This window comes from Amycolatopsis sp. NPDC006125, assembly GCF_040614195.1.
Lineage (GTDB): Bacteria > Actinomycetota > Actinomycetes > Mycobacteriales > Pseudonocardiaceae > Amycolatopsis_E > Amycolatopsis_E tucumanensis.
Map to the genome: position 1 here is coordinate 94,396 of NZ_JBEXTZ010000014.1, position 15,218 is coordinate 109,613.

Below are 15,218 nucleotides of genomic sequence, written 5' to 3' on the forward strand. Positions count from 1 at the left end.
GATGGTGGGTTTGGTGCGGCGGTTGTGATGGTGCGGGCGCTGGGGGATGTGGCGCCGTCGGCGGTGGTGGGGCCGGTGCTGGACGCGGCGCGGGGTTGATGGGTGAGCTTGGTGGGGCGGTTGTGATGGTGCGGGTGCCGTGGGTGGTGGCGGCGGAGTTGGGGCGAGCGCTCGATGGGGCGCGGGTTTGATGCGGGTGTGCGTTTCGCTTGACGCCGTCGGGTGGACCTGGCGGGTCTGAGGGCGAGTGTCCGTTCCGTTCAAGACCGCCGCCCCGCGCGGGTCCTAGCGTCCACGGCATGCGTATCGGAATCGGGCTTCCCGCCGCTGTGCCGGGGGCGGACTTCACTTCGATCGGGGACTGGGCCGCGGAGTGCGAACGCCTCGGGTTCGCCTCGCTGAGTGTGATCGACCGGCTCGTCTACGACAACCTCGATCCGCTCGTCGCGTTGGCGGCCGCGGCCGCGCGCACCGCCCGGATCGAGCTGATGACCACCGTGCTCAACGCCGGCTACCGCCGCAATCCCGTGCTCCTCGCCAAGCAGATCGGCTCCCTGGAACGGCTTTCCGGTGGCCGGATCACCGTCGGGCTCGGCATGGGCGGCTGGCCGGAGGACTACGCGGCCAGCGGAGTCCCCATGACCGGCCGCGGTGCCGCCTTCGAGGACACCCTGGAGACCATGCGCGCGGTCTGGCGCGGCGAGACGCACGGCGCCTCCGGGCCGGTCCCGGCATTGCCGGACGGGCGTCCAGGTCTGCTGCTGGCCGGGCTCACCCCAGCCGGATTCGCCCGCGCTGCCGCGATGTCGGGCGGCTGGGTGGCGCCCTCCTTCGGCCTGCCGGTCCTCGAACAAGGCGTGGCGGCCGTCCGCGCGATCTCGCCGGGAGCCCGGATCGTCGTCGAGCGGTACTTCTGCTTCGGGCCGGGCGCCGAGCGCCGCGCGGACGACTACATCGCCCACTACTACGGCCCCGCCTACGCCGACCAGGTGCGGCCGGACGTGCTCACCGACCGCGGCCACCTGCACAAAGAGATCACCCGCCTCGCCGAGGCAGGCGCCGACGACCTCGTGCTGCTGCCCTGCACGGGCGAGCCGGAGCAGATCGGGCTCCTCGCCGCGCGGCTGCCCACTGTGGACGAACCCGGCACTGTCGGGTGAAAACCCGGCCACGGCGTTTGCCGTGTGCCCGCACCAGGGAACCACCGCCACGAGTATCCGGAGTGGACCCACCGGGGTGCACCGGAGAGGAGGCTCACCGTGAGCGGATGGGTGAGGGTGCGCGACGAGCCGGCGGGGCTGAACGGAACGTTCGTCCTCGCCCGGCCACGGCCCGGCACCGTGGGCGAGACCCAGCGCGTTGCCCACGTCTTCCCGTTGCCCGCAGAGCGGCCCGGCGTGCTGGTCGCGTACTGCGGCTTCGAGGGCCGCCGCGGCGAGCTGGACCTGCTGGACCGGCCCGTCGGCATGCCGTGCGAGCGCTGTCTGGTCGTCGCGGCCCGCCGGGCCGGCGCCGAGTCGATCCCGAGCCAGCGCCGCAACTGACCGGACGCTCGTCCGCTGCAAAACTCCTGCAAATACCTCCTTGACTCGATCTCGCGCCCAAACTTAAAGTACGGTCGTCCACAAAGTTTGACGACGGGGGCGACCATGACGACCGACGTGCTCACCGGATCACTGCGCGGCGCGCCGTGGCGGCGGCTCGCCGTGCTGGGCGACAGCGTCGCCGAGGGGCTGGGCGACCCGGTCGACGGCTACCCGCCGCCGCCGTGGGCCGACCGGCTCGCCGACCTGCTGCGCGAACAGCAGCCCGGCCTGGCCTACGCCAACCTCGGCGTGCGCGACCTGCGCGCCGCCCAGGTCCGGGACACCCAGCTCGCCGCGGCCCTGGACTTCCGGCCGGACCTGGCCGTGGTCGCCGCCGGTGGCAACGACATGCTGCGTCGCTCTTTCGACCCCGTCGCGGTCGAGGAAACGCTTTCCGAGATCGTCTCCGCCCTGCGCGCGGCCGGCGCCGCCGTGGTGGTCATGGGCCTGTTCGACATCTCCCGGTCTCCGGTCGCCGACGAGGACCGGCGCGACGGGCTCCGGGTGCGCCTGACTCAGCTCGCGCGGCTGACCCGCCGCGTCGCCGACCGCCACGGCGCCTGGTACATCGACCTCAGTGACCACCCGGCCTCCGCCGACGCCGGGATCTACAGCGCCGACCGGCTCCACGTCAACGCCCGCGGCCACGCGATCGTCGTCACCGAAACGGTCCGCAGGCTCGCCGCGGAGCTGTCGTGCTGACCCGGCGGCAGGTCGTCGAGGGCGTCGCCGGCCAGTACGACCTGTTCGCCGGGCTCGTCGAGTCGGCCGCCGACGGCTGGGACGCGCCCACCCGGTGCACGAAGTGGCGGGTCCGGGACGTCGCCGCGCACGTGGTCGGCAACGCCGTCGACACCGCGGCGGGCACCATCGGCAGGCGCACCCCCGACGAGCAGGCCGCGGCTCTCGCGCACCACGAGCCCGCCGAGCTGGCCGCGATGCTCCGTGAAGCCAACGGGAAACTCCGGGCGGCACTGTCCACACTCGACGATCGACTGTGGGCGAAGCCGAGCGGCGTGCAGGGCCGGACGGTCGGCAACGGCGTCCTGACCCTGTGGTACGACGCCTACGTGCACGGCGACGACATCCGCGCCGCGCTCGGTCGCGAGTCCGAACGGGGCAGCGGGCTGACCGCCGCCGTGCACTGGGTGGCAGAGTCCTTGCGTCAGAAGGGCTGGGGACCCGCACGCCTGGAACTGCGCGGTTTCGGCCCGGTCGACATCGGCCACGGGGGAGGCGCACTCGAGGCGGACGCGCTGGACTTCGTGCTCACCGCCTCCGGCAGGCGCGACCCGGCCGCGCTCGGCCTCGGCCGCGACGTCAACGTCTACTCACGCTGACTTCTGGGCCGCGGCGTACGCGAGCTTGTCCGGGTTGACGACCGTGTGCAGCGCGATCAGGCCGTCCTCACCCGGTTCGAGCAGCACGACCCCGAACAGCTCGCCGTGCAGGTGCATCGCGAGGCCGGGCGAGCCGTTGATCGAGCGCACCGCGAACTCGATCTGGTCCGCACGCGGGTCGCGGTGCAGACCGGCGACGTACCGGGCGACGCGGTCGCGGCCGAGGATCGGGCGGCGGGCCGCGCTGACCTTGCCGCCGCCGTCCGCCCAGGACACGACCTGGTCGGCGAACATCCGCTCCAGCGCGGCCAGATCGCCGTCGACGGTGGCGGCGAGGAACCGCTCCACGATCTCGCGGCGCTGCTCGGTCGTCGCGGTGAAGCGTTTGCGCCCGTCGCCGACGTGCTGCCGCGCGCGGCGGTAGAGCTGGCGGACGTGGGATTCGTCGAGGTCGAGGATCTCGCCGATCTCACGGTGGCTGTGTCCGAACGCCTCACGCAGCACGAACGCCGCGCGCTCCGGCGGGGTCAGCCGTTCCAGCAGGAAGAGCAGTCCCATCGACAGCGAGTCGCGCTGCTCGGCGGTCTCCAGCGGGCCCAGCTCGCCGTGCTCGGTGAACACCGGCTCCGGCAGCCACGGCCCGGTGTACAGCTCGCGCCGCGCCCGCGCCGAGGTGAGCCGGGTCAGGCACAGGTTCGTGACGACCTTCGTCAGCCACGCCTCCGGCACCTCGACGCCGTCGGCGGCGTCCCAGCGCAGGTAGGCCTCCTGCACGACGTCCTCGGCCTCGGACGCCTCGCCGAGCAGCCGGTAGGCCAGGCCGAGCAGGCGCGGGCGGTTGGCTTCGAAACGGGCGAGGCGGTCCACGCCTCCCAGGATGCCAGTTACCGGCCCTGCTGCGGATCGAAATCGTCGTGCTCGTCACCCGAGGACGTGCCCTGCTCGCCGCGCAGCACCTCCTGCTCCTCGGGGGAGGAGTCCTCGGCGCCGGGCAGGTCGTCGCGGGCGTCGTCGTGCTTGCGTTCCATGCGCCCGGGCTACCCGGCCGCGGGCCGCCGAAACGGGTCAGGCCGGTGGTTCGGTGGTGCGGTAGATGGTGGTCAGCCACACGTCGAGCAGCACGTCGACCGCGTTCGCCTCCAGCACGGCCGGCTCGTCGCCGGCGAAGGTGGCGTACAGGACGCGCTCGTTCATCAGGTTCAGGGCGATCGCCAGCTCCCGCGCCGGCCGGCCGGGCGGGGCCGCGCCGCGCGCCCGCTCGGCCTCGATGGCCTCCGCGGTGCGGCTGACCCAGGTCCCCATCATCCCCGCCCACAGGTCCCGCACCTCGGCGTTGGTGTGGCGGGCCTCCGCGGCGGCGAGCGCGACCGAGCGGTGCGCCCGGAACGTCGTGTAGATGGCGTCCAGGCACTGCCGCCAGCGCTCCGCGGGGGTCGGGGCGGGGTGGTCGAACACCGCCGAGGACGCCCGGTCGGCCTCCTCGGTGACCCGGTCCAGCAGCGTGAGCAGCACCGCGTCCTTGGAGCGGAAGTAGAAGTAGAACGTCGGCCGGGAAATGCCCGCGCCACGCGCGAGGTCGTCGATCGAGATGTCGCTCAGCGGCCGGTCCGCCAGCAGCCGCTCGGCGGTGGCGAGGATCGCCAGCTCCCGCTCGTCACCGCTGGGCCGGGGCGCGCGGCGGCCGCGGGCCGGGCGGTTGCGGACGGCGGGATCGGTGGCCATGCGCTCACCGTATCAGGTGGTCCAACACTTTGTCGGCGTTCTCGACAGGGTGTTGACCATGTCGACATACCGTTGGTACGTTGCGGTGGCAGACGCCTGAGGAACGGGGAAGCGATGACGCTGGAACACGTCGACGTCCTGATCGTCGGTGCCGGGTTGTCCGGGATCGGCGCCGCCAGCCACCTGCAGGCCGAGTGCCCCGGCCGCACCTACGCGATCTTCGAGTCGCGCGGCGCGATCGGCGGCACCTGGGACCTGTTCCGCTACCCGGGCGTCCGCTCCGACTCGGACATGTTCACGCTCGGCTACTCGTTCGAGCCGTGGACCGACGCGAAGGCGATCGCGGACGGCCCGTCCATCCGCGAGTACGTGCGGACCACCGCACGCAAACGCGGCATCGACCGCAGGATCCGGTTCCACCACCGCGTGGTGCGTGCGGAGTGGTCGTCGGACCAGGCACTGTGGACGGTCGAGGCGGAGCGCACCGACACCGGTGAACGGGTGCGGATCACCTGCGACTTCCTGTTCGTCAACTCCGGGTACTACCGCTACGACCAGGGCTACGCGCCGGAGTTCCCCGGCCAGGACGAGTTCGCCGGCACCGTCGTGCACCCGCAGCACTGGCCGGAGGACCTGGACTACACCGGCAAGCGCGTCGTCGTGATCGGCAGCGGCGCCACGGCCGTGACGCTGCTGCCCGCGATGGCAGGCGACGCGGCGCACGTGACGATGCTGCAGCGCTCGCCCAGCTACGTGCTGTCGCTGCCGGGCACCGATCCGGTCGCCGACAAGCTGCGCGGCGTGCTGCCGCCGAAGGTGGCCTATCCGATCGTGCGATGGAAGAACGTGCTGTCCGCCATGCTGTTCTTCCAGCTCAGCCGCCGCACCCCGGCGTTCGTGCGGAAGTTCCTGAGCAAGGCGGTGTCCGCGCAGCTCCCAAGCGGGTTCGAGGTGGACCGGCACTTCAACCCCAGCTACGACCCGTGGGACCAGCGGGTGTGCTTCGTGCCGGACGGCGACCTGTTCAAGGCCGTCCGCAGCGGCAAGGCCGACATCGTCACCGACACCATCGAGAAGTTCACCCCTGAGGGCGTGCGGTTGTCCTCGGGCCGGGTGCTGGAGGCCGACGTCATCGTCACGGCCACCGGCCTGAACCTGCTGCCGTTCGGCGGGCTGGACCTGGTGGTCGACGGCGAGCCGGTGAAGATCGGCGAACGCCTGGCGTACAAGGGCATGATGCTCTCCGGCGTGCCGAACTACGCGTTCACCATCGGCTACACGAACGCGTCCTGGACGCTGAAGGCCGACCTCGTCGCCGGGTACGTGTGCCGCCTGCTCAACCACCTCGACGAGCACGGCTACACCACCTGCACCCCGGTGCCGCCGCCGTCGGTCCGCGGGACCGAGCCGCTCATCGACCTCAAGTCCGGGTACGTGCTGCGCAGCATCGACAAGCTGCCCAAGCAGGGCCCGGCCGCGCCGTGGCGGCTGTTCCAGAACTACCCGCGCGACGTGCTGCTGATGCGGCACGGGTCGCTGACGGACGACGCGATGCGGTTCACCCGCACGGCCAAGCAGGCGAAGGAGCGGGTGGCCTGATGCGTGACTACGTGTTCGACGGCGGCACGGCCGTCGTGACCGGGGCGGCCAGCGGGATCGGCGAGGCGCTGGCGCACGCGCTGGCCGCGCGGGGCTCGAACCTGGTGCTGCTGGACCGCGACGCCGACCGGCTGGCGGCGGTGGCCAAGGCCGTGCGGACGGGCGTGGACGTCTCCACCCACGTGGCCGACCTGGCCTCGGCGGAGGAGACCGCCGCGGCCGCCGAGCGGGTGCTGGCCGAGAACCCGCGGCTGACGTTGCTGATCAACAACGCCGGGGTCGCGCTGGGCGGCCGGTTCGACGAGGTGACGCTGGAGGAGTTCGGCTGGGTCGTGGACGTCAACTTCCGCGCCCCGGTCCAGCTGACGCACGCGCTGCTGCCCGCGCTCAAGGCCGCGCCCGGCTCGCACATCGCCAACGTGTCCAGCCTGTTCGGGCTGATCGCGCCGCCCGGCCAGTCGGCGTACTCGGCCAGCAAGTTCGCGATCCGCGGGTTCACCGAGGCGATCCGGCACGAGCTGGCCGGCCAGGTCGGGGTCACGTCGGTGCACCCGGGCGGCATCCGCACCCGGATCGCGGAGTCCGCGCGCGTCGGCAGCGGCGTGGCCGGCGGGATGGACACGCGGCAGTGGGAACGCGTGCTGCGGATGGACCCGGCGAAGGCCGCGGCGGTCATCGTGGACGCGATCGAGCACCGCAAGCCGCGCGTGCTGATCGGCCGGGACGCGAAGATCCTCGACCTGCTGGTGCGGCTGCTGCCCGGCGCGCACAGCCGGCTGCTGGGCAGGTTGCGGTGACCGTGGACTTCGTGGACGTGCGCGGGCGGCGGGCCCGCTACCGGGCCGATGGCGACGGGCCGCCGGTCCTGCTGCTGCACGGGATCGGCCGGAGCCTGCGGGACTGGTCCGAGCAGCAGGACCTGCTCGCCGGCTCGTACCGCACCTACAGCGTCGACCTCGCCGGCTTCGGGATGTCGGAACCGTTGCCGGGCAAGCACACGCTCGCCGCGCTGGCCGGGTTCGCGGCGGACTTCCTGGACGCGGTGGGGGAGACGCGGCCGGTGCACGTGGCCGGGAACTCGCTCGGCGGCGCGGTCGCGATGCGGTTGTCGGTCGACGCGCCGGAGCGGGTGCGGAGCCTGGCGCTGGTGAACAGCGCGGGGTTCGGCCGCGAGGTGACCATCGCGCTGCGGCTGCTGGCGTTGCGGCCGCTGGGGAAGCTGCTGCTGCGCCCCAGTGTGGCCGGGGCGGTGCGGACCGAGCGGGCGCTGTTCCACGACCGCAAGTTCGCGACGCGGGAGCGGGTCGAGCACGCGCTGGAGATCGCCCGGCAGCCGCACGCCGCGCGGGTGATGCTGGAGACGGCGCGCGGGCTCGGCGGTTTCCGCGGCGTGCGGGAGGACTGGCGGGCCGAGCTGATCGAGGCGGTGGCCGCGCGGGCCCTGCCGACGCTCGTCGTGTGGGGCGACCGCGACCTCATCCTGCCCGCCCTGCACCTCGACGCCGCCCGGCGCGCGTTGCCGCACGCGCAGACCCGGCTGTTCACCGACACCGGGCACATGCCGCAGATCGAGCGCGCCGCGGAGTTCCACGACCTGGTGACGCGCTTCTGGGCGGAGCAGGTCAGCCCCAGGTGAGCGGGTCGAGGTGGAGGTAGAACCGCAACCGGCCGGCGTCCGGCGCCGTGCCGTACCGCTCGGCGAACTCCGCGTCCGCGGCCCTCGCCCGTTCCTCGTCCGGCCAGGTCTCCCTGGCGTTGGCCAGCAGCAGCGCGAGGTCGGCGTGGCGGTCGGCCCGGCCGAGGCGCCCTAGATCGACGAAGCCCGTGACCTCGTGGGTCCCGGGGTCGACGACGATGTTGGGCAGGCAGAGGTCGCCGTGGCAAACCACGGTGTCGGTGGCCTCCTCGGCGCGTCGCCGCTCGACCTGCGGCACGAGACGCGCCAGCAGTTCCGGCGGCGGGGTGTTTTGCTGCTCGACGGGCAGGAATTCCGGGTTCACCGCACCACGGGCGACGACGTCCCGCGCCACGGCGACCATCGTGTCCAGGTCGCGGCTGAACGGGCAGTCGTCCGCGGGCAGGTCGTGCAGCCGCCGCACCGCGTCCGCGATGTGCGGCCAGGCGCGGCCGAGGTCGTCGGCGGACAGCCGGTCGGCCGGCACGCCTGGAACCGCGCTGGTCACGAGGCAGGCGCCGGTCTCGCCGGAGTGCCAGTCCAGCACCCGTGGTCCCGGCACGCCCTGCCCGGCGAGCCAGGCGCTCCGGTCGCGTTCGTGCCGCAGGCCGGGCGCGTCCGCGGGCGGCACGTGCTTGGCGTAGCGGTCGCCGTCGGCGCTGCGGAACACCGCGGCGCCCGACTCGCCACTGGTGACCGGACGCCAGCCGGGATGATCGTGCATGGCGTCAGGCTATCGATTCAGGACCAGGGCGTGACCGGCCGCGGCACTCGCTCCCCGTCCAGCGTCCACGTGCTCGTCGGAGAAGGCCACGTGCCCGGTGGTCTGGTGGCGTTCGGGGCGGGGACCGGGCGCGTGTGCGGTGGGTGCTTGGCGCGCAACGGTTGCCGCCGACGCCACGCGCCGGGGTTGCCGCCGACCGCACGTCACCCGGCTGATCGGGCTGTCGGTTCAGGACCAGGGTGTGACCGGCCGCGGCACTCGCTCCCCGTCTAGCGTCCACGTGTTCGTCGGAGAAGGCCACGTACCGGGCGATCTTGGTGGCGTTCGGGGCGGGGACCGGGCGCGTGTGCGGTGGGTGCTTGGCGCACAACGGTTGCCGTCGACGCCGTGCGCCGGGGTTGCCGCCGACTGGGCGTCACCTGGGTGATCGGGCTGTCGGTTCAGGACCAGGGTGTGACCGGCTGCGGCACTCGCTCGCCGTCTAGCGTCCACGTGTTCGTCGGAGAAGGCCACGTGCCCGGCGATCTTGGTGGCGTTCGGGGCGGGGACCGGGCGCGTGTGCGGTGGGTGCTTGGCGCACAATGGGTGCCGCCGACGCCATGCGCCCGGGTTGCCGCCGACCGCGCGTCACCCTGGGTGATCCGGCTACCGGGTCAGGACCAGGGTGTGACCGGCCGCGGCACTCGCTCCCCGTCCAGCGTCACGTCCACGTGCTCGTCGAAGAAGGCCACGTGCCCGGCGAGCTGCGCGGCGTCCGGGAGCGGCTTCTCGTACGCCCACGCGAGGTCCGGGTGCGTCCGGCCGCCGACCTCGGCCGACCAGTACCGCGCCCGCCCCTTGTAGGCGCACGTGGTCTCGCGGGCCGACTCGCGCAGCCTGCTGAAGTCCACATCGGACGGTGGCAGGTACAGCCGCGGCGGCAGGGACGTCTCGAACACCAGCAGCGGCGCCTTCGTGTCCGCCAGCGCCACCCCGTCGACCTCCACCCGCACGTGCCGCGAGCTGCGCCGCACGTCGACGCGGTGGAACGGGTCGCGCGGGTGGGACACGATCGTCTCGTCCTCTTCGAGCCACTCGTCGAACGCGTCGAAGTCGGTGATCACGTACTCCGCGAGGTCCGGGTCGTCCGGCCGGAACCCGGCGCCCTCCAGGACCACCCCGTCCAGGCTCAGCGTGAGCGGCGCGCCCGCGGTGGTGTGCGCGGCGAACCCGGTGCTCGGGTCCAGCACACCGGTGTTGGGCCCGAGCGACACCGGGTGCCACTCGACGTCGGACGGCGGGGCGGGCGTGAGCGAGGCGTGGACGTCGGCCGCCGGGAAGGCGTACTGCGGCACCACCCGCCGCGGCTCCCACACCAGGGCCGCCCGGCGGGAATCGGCGAACACCTTCCCGCCGGCGACCGCCCGCACCCGCTTGCGCGTCGGCTCGAACCGCAGTTCGGGCAGCTCACGCGCCTGACGAAGGCTCAGCTGCAGCGCCATCGCCCCACTGTCCGCCCCGCCGGCCCGCGCGTCAACGCCGCAGCGCCTTGCGCGCCAGCCAGTTGCCGAGGAACTGCGCGCCCTGCACCAGCACGATGATCGTCACCACCGCCAGCCACGTGACCACCCAGTCGAACCGGTGGTAGCCGTAGGTGATGGCGAAGTCACCGAGCCCGCCGCCGCCGACCGCGCCCGCCACCGCCGTCATGTCGACGATCGCGACGAACACGAACGTGTAGCCCAGCACCAGCGGCCCGAGCGCCTCCGGCACCAGCAGCGTGAGGATGATCCGCAGCGGGCTCGCGCCCATCGCCCGCGCCGCCTCGATCACGCCCGGGTCGATGGTGACCAGGTTCTGCTCGACGATCCGGGATATCCCGAACGTCGCCGCGAACACCAGCGCGAACGTCGCCGCCGCGGTGCCCAGCTGGGTGCCGACGACGAAGATCGTCACCGGCCCGATCGCGGTGATGAAGATGATGAACGGGATCGGCCGGATGATGTTCACCAGCACGTTGAGCACGGTGAACACGAACCGGTTCGCCAGCAGCCCGCCCGCGCGCGTCGTGTAGAGCAGGATGCCCAGCACCAGCCCGAGCGCGCCGCCGACGACCAGCGTCACCACGGCCATGCCCAGCGTCTGGGCGATCGCCTCCCAGAACACCGGGCCGAGGGTCTCCCAGTCCAGGCTCATGCCGCGATCTCCTTGATCTCGGTGGTGGCGCGCAGGTCCGCGATCAGGGCGTCCACGTCGGCGTCGGCGCCGATCAGTTCGAGCGTCAGACCGCCGAACGACCGGCCGGACAACGCGGTGATGCCGCCGTAGACGATCTCGAACCGCACGTTGTGCTTGCCGACCGCGTCGGACAGCACCGCGCCCAGCCTGCCTCCGTCGTGCACCTTCGCCGACACCAGCCGCCCGCCGTGCCGCGCCCGGATGCGGTCCAGGTCCGCGCCGTCCGGGGTGTCCCGCACGACCGACCCGACGAACCGCTGCGCCGTGCGCGTCTTCGGCGACGAGAACACCTCGAACACGCTGCCCTGCTCGATCACCCGGCCGGAGTCCAGCACCGCGACCCGGTCGGCGATCTCACGCACCACCTCCATCTCGTGGGTGATCACCACGATCGTCACGCCCAGCTCGGTGTTGACCCGCTTGAGCAGCCGCAGCACCTCGCCGGTGGTCTCCGGGTCGAGCGCGCTGGTGGACTCGTCGGCGAGCAGGATCTTCGGGTTCGTCGCCAGCGCGCGGGCGATCCCGACGCGTTGCTTCTGCCCGCCGGAGAGCTGGTCCGGGTAGTGCCACGCCTTGTCGGTGATGCCGACGAACTTCAGCAGCTCGGCCACCCGCGCCTTCCGGCGCGCCTTGTCCCACCCGGCGATCTTCAACGGGTAGGCCACGTTGCCGAACACCGTGCGCGAGCGGAACAGGTTGAACTGCTGGAAGATCATGCCGATTCCGGCCCGCACTTCACGCAGCTCCCGCTCGCGCAGCGTGGTGAGGTCCACGCCGTCGACGAGGACCCGCCCGGAGGTGACCGGTTCGAGCGCGTTGATCAGCCGGACCAGCGTGCTCTTGCCCGCGCCGGAGTAGCCGATGATGCCGAAGACCTCGCCGGCGGCGATGGTCAGGTCGACGTCTTCCAGGGCCGTGACGTCACCGAACCGCTTGGTGACGCCCTGGAACTCGATGAGCGCGTTCACTTCTTCGCGGCCCGCACGGTCTGCTCGAGGCGGTCCAGGATCGCCTGCAGGTCGGTGTTCGGGCGCTCGACCAGCACGGCGGTGTTCTTCGACTCGGCCTTCACCTCGCCGGCCACGCGCGGATCGCGGTAGAGCTGGGCGAGCTTGAGGTAGGTCGGGTTGTCCTTGTCCTGCGCGCGGGTGACGAAGGTGTTGATGTAGGGCTCGGCGGACGGGTTGGCGGGGTCGTCGTTGAACAGCGCCTTCGACGGGTCGAGGTTCGCGTCCAGGGCGAAGTTGTTGTTGACGATCGCGCCGTCGACCGAGGGGAGCGCGGCCACGGTCTGGGAAGCGTCCACCGGGGTCACCGTGACCTTGGAGGCGGCCTGGTCGATCTCGGCCGGCGTGGACAGCACGTTCCCGCCGCCGCGCAGCGAGATCAGGCCGGCCGACTGCAGCACGAGCAGGGCGCGCGCCTGGTTGGTCGGGTCGTTCGGGATCGCGATCCGGCCGCCTGCCGGGATGTCGGCGAGGGTGGCGTGCTTGCGCGAGTAGAGGCTCAGCGGCACCACGTAGGTCGAGCCGATCGGGGTGAGGTCCTGGTTCGCGCTGACGTTGTAGTTGGCGAGGAACAGCAGGTGCTGGAACAGGTTCACGTCCAGCTGGCCCTGCGCGAGCGCCGGGTTGGCCTGGGTGTAGTCGGAGAAGTTGACCAGTTCCAGGTCGATGCCGTTGTCGGCGGCGATCTGCCGGAAGGTCTTCCAGTAGTCGGCGCCGGCGTCGGTCACGCCGATCTTCACGGTGGTGTGACCGGCGGTGGTGCCGGAGTCCGACGTCGTGTTGACGACGATCAGGACCACGGCGACGAGGACGACGACCACGGCGAGGATGACGCCGATCAGCGGGCCACGCTTCCGGCGCGGCTTTTCGGGGAGGATGGCGTCGTCTGGGGTGTTTTCGGACATGGCGTCATCCTGCCGACGATCACCGGGTTGGGGGACTGCTGTCCCGCCTGGTGATCGGCGGCAGGATGGATTTGCCTTCGATCGTCCGGTTGTGCTAGTGGATCACCCGCGGTAGCGGCCCTGGGTCTGGACGTTCAGCTCGTCCATCCGGACCGACTTCGCGCTCGCCGTGCGCGGGTCGTGCAGCGCGAACACGTCCAGCCCCTTCTGGATGTCGGAGGAGTAGATGTGGCCGTTGTAGTAGTAGGCCGACCACGACCCGCCGACGATCAGCTGCTCGGTGGACAGCGGCCCGCGCTCCCAGTGCGCCAGCTCCTTCGGGTGGGCGGAGTCGGTGAAGTCCCACACCGAGATCCCGCCCTGGTACCAGGCCTGCACCATGATGTCGCGGCCCTTGACCGGGATCAGCGACCCGTTGTGCGCCACGCAGTTCTCGGTCGCGGCCTGCTCGCGCGGGATCTTGAAGTAGCTCGCGAAGCGCAGGCTGCGGTCGTCGCCGCGGCCGGTGATGTCGTAGATCGCGTCCGCGCCGCGGACCGCGCCGATCCCCGCCGAGCACGCCGGCTGGCCGCCGCCGCCCAGCTCGTCGGTGAAGACGACCTTGGTGCCGTCGTTGTTGAACGTCGCCGAGTGCCAGAACGCGAAGTTGGTGTCGTCCTGGACCTGCTCGATGATCCGCGGGTGCTCCCGGTCGGAGATGTCGAACAGCACGCCGTCACCCATGCACGCGCCCGCCGCCAGGTCCTTGTCCGGGTAGGCGGTGATGTCGTGGCAGCCGGAGGTGGCGGTGACGTAGTGGTTTGGGAAGGTGCCGGGGATGCCGGGGTTGCCGCCCTCCGGGCCGAAGACCACCGGCTCGTTGACGACGGCCGCGGCGGCCGGGTTGCGCACCGGGACCTTGACCACGGAGATCAGGTCGTGCGGCGGCTGGCAGTCCGGGAATTCCGGGCGCGGGCTGTAGGAGGAGACGTAGAGGTAGACGTCCTTGCCGTTCTTGCCCGGCACCAGCGTGTGGGTGTGCGAACCGCACTTCGTCTCGACCGCGGCCACGTACTTCGGGTTGGCCAGATCGCTGATGTCGAAGATCTTGATGCCCTCCCACGAGTTCTGGTTCGTGGCGGGCTGGCCGGCGCTGGCGCAGGAGTTGTCGCTGCGTGAGGAGTCGGTGGACAGGAACAGCAGGTCGCCGGACACCGACACGTCGTTCTGCGAGCCGGGGCAGAGGACCTGGCTGACGATCTTCGGCTTGCTGGGCTTTTTGATGTCGTAGATCGTGAAGCCGTTGTAGTTGCCGACGATCGCGTGGTCGTCGGTGAACGCGATGTCCGTGCCGAAGGCGTCCACGTTGTCGAACGGGGCCTGCTTCGGGATGTTCGCCAGGTGCTGGATGTTGCGGGACTGGCTGACCTCGTCGACACCCGGGATGCCGGGAGCGGCCGACGCCGGTGCGGCGCCGAGTGTGGTCAGCGACAGGGCGATCGCGCCGGCGAGCGCGAAGAGCCGGCGTCTGCGTTGCGTCCCCGGAGCCACGTGGCCAACCCCTTTCGTTCGGAAGAAATACGAAGTATGCCCGGATCCTCGGTGGCGAGGACAGCGCCGAAAGTAGGCTTTTCCTGCGGTACGGTCGCGGGAACGGACGAGTGCGAGGAGGCCTGGGTGCGGGGGTTCGTCGTGGGAACGCTGCTGGCCGCGGCGGTGCTGGCGTCGGCGTGCGCAGCCGAGCCGGAGGCGCCGCCGGTCGTGGTGCCCGGTGCGCCAGGGGAGCCGGCCCGCACGCTGCCCGCGGACGAGGCGGGCTCGGCGGTGCCGGCGAACCGGCACAACGACGCCGACGTGTCGTACGCGCAGCGGATGATCATGCACCACCAGCAGGCGATCCGGATGGGCGAGCTGGCGCCGGCGCGGGCCGCGCGGGAGGACGTGAAGGGCCTCGCGGCCCGCATCACCGCGACGCAGGCGCCGGAGATCACGTCGATGACGGCGTGGCTGCGGCAGCGGGGGCTCGAGGTGCCGGGGGAGCACGCCGGCCACCACGGCTCGCACGGGCCCATGCCGGGGATGGCGACCGAGGAGCAGCTGGCGGCGCTGGCGGCCGCGACGGGCCCCGAGTTCGACCGGATGTTCCTGCAGCTGATGACAGCGCACCACGAGGGCGCGATCACCATGGCGACGGAGGTGCTGAGCGCCGGGTCGGACGTCTTCGTGGAGGAAATGGCCACCGACGTGATCGCCTCCCAGAGCGACGAGGTGACGCGGATGCGCTCGATGGCGGGCTGAATCCACGCCCGGCGAGGGGCTGCCTCGACTGCCCTCGGCCCAGGGCAGCCCGGCCGGGGCCGGGCGCGCTGAGCGGCTGCACTGGCCACCCGCGCCCGCTACCGCTGGCTCTGCCGCGCTCGCCGCCTCTGGCGGCGTGCCCGCCGCTCCCTGCGGTGCGCTCGCC

The 15,218-nt window shown here is 72.0% G+C and carries 17 protein-coding genes; 8 read left to right on the forward strand and 9 right to left on the reverse strand.

Features of this window, described 5'->3' with window-relative positions; all coding sequences use genetic code 11:
- Positions 1–299: 299 nt before the first annotated feature.
- The 4 genes from ABZ193_RS10030 (at position 300) to ABZ193_RS10045 (ending at position 2,926) form a co-directional block, all read left to right on the forward strand.
- Positions 300–1,160: an LLM class flavin-dependent oxidoreductase gene (locus tag ABZ193_RS10030; protein WP_354709593.1), complete on the forward strand. Its 861-nt coding sequence runs from the start codon at positions 300–302 to the stop codon at positions 1,158–1,160.
- 99 nt (positions 1,161–1,259) lie between these two features.
- The gene (locus ABZ193_RS10035) at positions 1,260–1,544 is read left to right on the forward strand and encodes a hypothetical protein (protein ID WP_235716070.1); all 285 of its coding nucleotides are present in this window, start codon (positions 1,260–1,262) and stop codon (positions 1,542–1,544) included.
- Between the two features lie 105 nt (positions 1,545–1,649).
- On the forward strand, positions 1,650–2,288 hold the full coding sequence (locus ABZ193_RS10040) for an SGNH/GDSL hydrolase family protein (RefSeq protein ID WP_020416800.1): 639 nt from the start codon (positions 1,650–1,652) through the stop codon (positions 2,286–2,288).
- Positions 2,282–2,926 carry a maleylpyruvate isomerase family mycothiol-dependent enzyme gene (locus ABZ193_RS10045; protein WP_354709594.1) on the forward strand — a complete coding sequence of 215 codons (645 nt, stop codon included), beginning with the start codon at positions 2,282–2,284 and terminating at the stop codon, positions 2,924–2,926. The genes ABZ193_RS10040 and ABZ193_RS10045 overlap by 7 nt, the downstream gene beginning before the upstream one ends.
- Here ABZ193_RS10045 and sigJ read toward each other — a convergent pair.
- Genes sigJ through ABZ193_RS10060 form a run of 3 tightly spaced genes read right to left on the reverse strand, consistent with a single transcriptional unit; the run spans position 2,918 to position 4,648 of the window.
- Positions 2,918–3,793 (reverse strand): RNA polymerase sigma factor SigJ, encoded by an 876-nt coding sequence (gene sigJ, locus ABZ193_RS10050; RefSeq protein ID WP_020416802.1) that lies wholly within the window; start codon positions 3,791–3,793, stop codon positions 2,918–2,920. The genes ABZ193_RS10045 and sigJ overlap by 9 nt on opposite strands.
- Before the next feature lie 17 nt (positions 3,794–3,810).
- Entirely contained in the window at positions 3,811–3,954 is a 144-nt protein-coding gene (locus ABZ193_RS10055) for a hypothetical protein (protein ID WP_237336794.1), read from the reverse strand.
- 37 nt (positions 3,955–3,991) lie between these two features.
- Entirely contained in the window at positions 3,992–4,648 is a 657-nt protein-coding gene (locus ABZ193_RS10060; protein ID WP_020416804.1) for a TetR/AcrR family transcriptional regulator, read from the reverse strand.
- 114 nt (positions 4,649–4,762) lie between these two features.
- On the opposite strand from ABZ193_RS10060, the gene ABZ193_RS10065 reads away from it, so the two are divergent.
- Genes ABZ193_RS10065 through ABZ193_RS10075 form a run of 3 tightly spaced genes read left to right on the forward strand, consistent with a single transcriptional unit; the run spans position 4,763 to position 7,883 of the window.
- Positions 4,763–6,247, forward strand: a complete 1,485-nt coding sequence (locus ABZ193_RS10065) for an NAD(P)/FAD-dependent oxidoreductase (RefSeq protein WP_354709595.1) — start codon at positions 4,763–4,765, stop codon at positions 6,245–6,247.
- The gene (locus ABZ193_RS10070; protein WP_354709596.1) at positions 6,247–7,044 is read left to right on the forward strand and encodes an SDR family NAD(P)-dependent oxidoreductase; all 798 of its coding nucleotides are present in this window, start codon (positions 6,247–6,249) and stop codon (positions 7,042–7,044) included. The genes ABZ193_RS10065 and ABZ193_RS10070 overlap by 1 nt, the downstream gene beginning before the upstream one ends.
- Positions 7,041–7,883: an alpha/beta fold hydrolase gene (locus ABZ193_RS10075; RefSeq protein ID WP_020416807.1), complete on the forward strand. Its 843-nt coding sequence runs from the start codon at positions 7,041–7,043 to the stop codon at positions 7,881–7,883. Before ABZ193_RS10070 ends, ABZ193_RS10075 begins: the two co-directional genes overlap by 4 nt.
- On the opposite strand, the gene ABZ193_RS10080 is transcribed toward ABZ193_RS10075, so the two are convergent.
- The 6 genes from ABZ193_RS10080 to ABZ193_RS10105 form a co-directional block, all read right to left on the reverse strand.
- Entirely contained in the window at positions 7,870–8,646 is a 777-nt protein-coding gene (locus ABZ193_RS10080) for an APH(3'') family aminoglycoside O-phosphotransferase (RefSeq protein WP_020416808.1), read from the reverse strand. The two genes, ABZ193_RS10075 and ABZ193_RS10080, sit on opposite strands and share 14 nt — an antisense overlap.
- Before the next feature lie 653 nt (positions 8,647–9,299).
- Positions 9,300–10,127 (reverse strand): DUF427 domain-containing protein, encoded by an 828-nt coding sequence (locus ABZ193_RS10085; protein ID WP_354709597.1) that lies wholly within the window; start codon positions 10,125–10,127, stop codon positions 9,300–9,302.
- A 31-nt stretch (positions 10,128–10,158) separates the two neighbouring features.
- Complete coding sequence (locus ABZ193_RS10090) at positions 10,159–10,821, reverse strand: methionine ABC transporter permease (protein ID WP_020423486.1); 663 nt, start codon at positions 10,819–10,821, stop codon at positions 10,159–10,161.
- Positions 10,818–11,831, reverse strand: a complete 1,014-nt coding sequence (locus ABZ193_RS10095) for an ATP-binding cassette domain-containing protein (protein ID WP_354709598.1) — start codon at positions 11,829–11,831, stop codon at positions 10,818–10,820. The genes ABZ193_RS10090 and ABZ193_RS10095 overlap by 4 nt, the downstream gene beginning before the upstream one ends.
- Positions 11,828–12,775, reverse strand: coding sequence for a MetQ/NlpA family ABC transporter substrate-binding protein (locus ABZ193_RS10100; RefSeq protein ID WP_237336787.1), 948 nt, complete (start codon positions 12,773–12,775; stop codon positions 11,828–11,830). Before ABZ193_RS10100 ends, ABZ193_RS10095 begins: the two co-directional genes overlap by 4 nt.
- A 102-nt stretch (positions 12,776–12,877) precedes the next feature.
- A complete protein-coding gene (locus ABZ193_RS10105; RefSeq protein ID WP_020423489.1) occupies positions 12,878–14,305 on the reverse strand; it encodes a hypothetical protein in 1,428 nt (475 codons plus the stop codon).
- A gap of 126 nt (positions 14,306–14,431) precedes the next feature.
- Between ABZ193_RS10105 and ABZ193_RS10110 the strand changes: the two genes are divergently transcribed.
- Positions 14,432–15,052: a DUF305 domain-containing protein gene (locus ABZ193_RS10110; protein ID WP_354709599.1), complete on the forward strand. Its 621-nt coding sequence runs from the start codon at positions 14,432–14,434 to the stop codon at positions 15,050–15,052.
- Positions 15,053–15,218 lie beyond the last annotated feature (166 nt).